At 70.3% G+C, this 2,865-nt stretch carries 2 protein-coding genes and 1 pseudogene; all 3 read right to left on the bottom strand.

The annotated features are described in order from the left end of the window. Window positions 1-93: 93 nt before the first annotated feature. The gene (locus G6024_RS13095) at window positions 94-1,035 is read right to left on the bottom strand and encodes a L,D-transpeptidase (protein WP_096906663.1); all 942 of its coding nucleotides are present in this window, start codon (window positions 1,033-1,035) and stop codon (window positions 94-96) included. 117 nt (window positions 1,036-1,152) lie between these two features. Next, window positions 1,153-2,070 carry a L,D-transpeptidase gene (locus tag G6024_RS13090; protein WP_132062368.1) on the bottom strand — a complete coding sequence of 306 codons (918 nt, stop codon included), beginning with the start codon at window positions 2,068-2,070 and terminating at the stop codon, window positions 1,153-1,155. A gap of 552 nt (window positions 2,071-2,622) precedes the next feature. Continuing rightward, window positions 2,623-2,865 (bottom strand): annotated as a pseudogene (locus G6024_RS13085) (hypothetical protein); the annotation flags it as partial.

Here is a 2,865-nt window from a genome sequence, read left to right as displayed (position 1 = left end):
CCGGCCCGCCGCCGCGCTGCGTTCCCGCGGATCAGCTGCTGGGCGTGCTCGCGCCCGTTCCGCCCCGGTGACCGCGCCGCCGGCGAGCGGGCGTCAGTAGTTCCAGTCGCCCTGGCCGTCGAACGCGCCGAACGGGCGGCCGGGCCCGTTCTTGACGATGAACGGGTCGCCGTTGCGGCTGGTGTCGTAGTACCAGCGGGCGTCGGCGGGGCTGACGTTGATGCAGCCGTGGGAGACGTTGCGGACACCCTGGTCGGCGACCGACCACGGTGCGGAGTGGATGTAGATGCCGTCGTAGGAGAGCCGGACGGCGTCGTTGATGATCGAGTTGTACCCGCCGTCCTCGATGCGCAGACCGAACGTCTCCGAGTTCATGCGGACCTCACGGCCGCGCTGGCCGGTGTAGTAGGTGCCGTTGTAGGTCTCCCAGCCGGGCCGTCCGGCGGAGGCTCGCATGGTGCGGATGTGCTGGCCGTTGCGGGTGACGGTGACGAGCTTGGTGCGGTCGTCGAACACGGCGATCACGGCGTCGCCGGTCCGGAACGACTGCTGACGCTTGCCACCGGCCCACACGGTCACGGAGGTGTTGACCGGCCAGAACTCGTGGGGCCGCCAGCGCACCTCGCGGTCGTTCACCCAGTAGAACTTGCCCGGGACCGCCGGCTCGGTGCGGATGCCGATCGTGGCCTCGGCCCGCGCCCGGTCGCGGATGGGGCGGTCGAAGAAGAACATGACCGGCTGTGCCACGCCCACGATCTCGTTCGGGGTGGGGAAGATGTCGACGTTGCCGTACTCGGGTGTCGGCCGCGCGGGCCCGATGACCGGGTAGGTCAGTACGGGCATCGCGGCGACGCCCGGGATGGCCGGCGTGTACAGGGGCGCGTTCTCGAGCTGCGGCACCCCGGGAGGGCTCAGCGGCATGACGGACTGGGCCTCGGCGGTCGGGGCGGTGCCCGCGCCGACCGACACCCCCATGAGGAGCGCGATCGCGGCGAGGACCGCGGCGGCCACCGAGGGGCGGGAGGAACGGGTCATGTGAGGGGCTCCTGAGGACGGCGAGGGATTCTCTAAGCGTTACGACAGACTTCTACCCGGATATATCGTGCGTCACAACCGAAGTGTTTCGGAGCGGCGGCCCGCGGCCGCCCGCGGTCAGTAGTTCCAGTCGCCCTGACCGTCGAACGCGCCGAACGGTCGGCCGGGGCCGCCGGTGACGATGAACGGGTCGCCATTGCGGGTGTTGTCGAAGTACCAGGCCGCGTCCTCGGGGCTGACGTTGATGCAGCCGTGCGAGACATTCCGGACACCCTGGTCGGCGACCGACCACGGCGCCGAGTGGATGAAGATGCCGTCGTAGCTCAGCCGCACGCCGTTCTCCACGATCGTGTCGTACCCGCCGGCGGTCCGGGACAGTCCCCAGGTCTCCGAGTCCATGCGCACCTCGCGGGCCCGCCAGCCGTTGTAGTAGACGCCGTTGTGGGTGGCGTAGGCGTCGCGGCCGGCGGAAGCCTTCATGGTGCGCACCACCTGGCCGTTGCGGGTGACGGTGACGGTGTGGGTGGCGTCGTCATAGGTCGAGATCACCGCGTCGCCGGTGCGGAAGACGGTCTCACGCCCTCCGGCCCACACGGTGATGGAGGTGCCCGCGGGCCAGAACTCGTGTGGTCGCCAGCGCAGTTCCGAGTCGCCGACCCAGTAGAACTTGCCGTCCACGGCGGGCGCCGTGCGGATTCCCACCGACGCCTCGGCGCGGGCACGGTCGGCGACGGGCTGGTCGAACCGGATCATCACCGGTTGCGCGACGCCCACCGTCTCGCCCGAGGTGGGGTAGACCGAGGCCACCCCTGTCTCGGCCGTGGTCCGTCCGACGGCGGGGACGGGCAGGGTGAGCACGCCGGTCGATCCGCCGACCGCGGGCAGTGGTGCGGACTCGAGTCCGAGCGCGCCGACCGAGCCGGTGGATCCGGTGGGACCGAGGAGTGACTGCGCGGAGGCGGCGGGGGAGAGGCCGACGACGACGAGGCAGGCCGTGGCCAGAAGCGTTGCGAAGGACCGGGTGCGGCGAGACATCGTTCTCCTCGGAAGCGGGTACCGCGGCGGGCGGCGACAGCGGGGGTCGCGTGAGGGCGGACAGCCAACCCCACGCGTCACATAAGTAACATCAGTAACAGTACATATCAGGTGCCCGGCCTGTACATCTCCGAGGTCGGGCGGGGATCACGGTGGGTGCCCGCTCCGCGGGGGACGCGCACCGACCCGGCCGGGCACCTTTCCACCGTTCGTTGGTATCGCCGCGGGGAGAACTGCTGGTAGATCCATGCGGGGGCCGTAGTTGAGCGGAAGTCAACGGAGAATCGCCTGATCATGGGCTTGACCGAACAGCAGGTGCAACATAGGGTCATCTCAGTCACCGCCGAGGGGTGGGTGGCGAAGTGAAGTGGTTGCTGAGGGGCTGCGACTTCACGTAACGAGGGGCCGGTCTTCCCGACCGGGGCACCTGGGGGGTGCCGACCCGCAGCCGAGAGGCAGCGTGGAGGCCGGATCGTACGCGATCTGCCAGATGGAGGGACGGCGTCGGATGCTGAGGGGCTCCGGCGCCGTTCCCGTCATTTCAGCCCACTTCTAGCCGACGATCTCCCGTGCCACGCGGTGCAGCCCGGCCAGCGCGACCGCCTCGGTCTGCGGTGATCTGGGCGTCTCGGGCCTGAGCATGGTGATGTGCCACAGTTCGTCGCCGGAGACCAGGATCGTGTGCACCTCGACGCCGCCGCCGGTGGGCGCCGCCACGCAGTCGATGTACAACGTGGCGGGCCGTGGGCCGACCGCGGCGGGTGCCCCGGGCTCGCCCGGGGCCGTCAGGCCGGC

It is taken from the genome of Dietzia maris (assembly GCF_014144855.1).
Classification (GTDB): Bacteria; Actinomycetota; Actinomycetes; order Mycobacteriales; family Mycobacteriaceae; genus Dietzia; species Dietzia kunjamensis.
Note: the sequence above shows the minus strand (reverse complement) of the source record. Positions and strands in the feature narration are given on the sequence as shown.

What these genes read in the sequence shown, in the direction of transcription:
- G6024_RS13095 (WP_096906663.1), bottom strand. Translation starts at nt 1,035, where the DNA reads ATGACCCGTTCCTCCCGCCCCTCGGTGGCCGCCGCGGTCCTCGCCGCG.
- G6024_RS13090 (WP_132062368.1), bottom strand. Translation starts at nt 2,070, where the DNA reads ATGTCTCGCCGCACCCGGTCCTTCGCAACGCTTCTGGCCACGGCCTGC.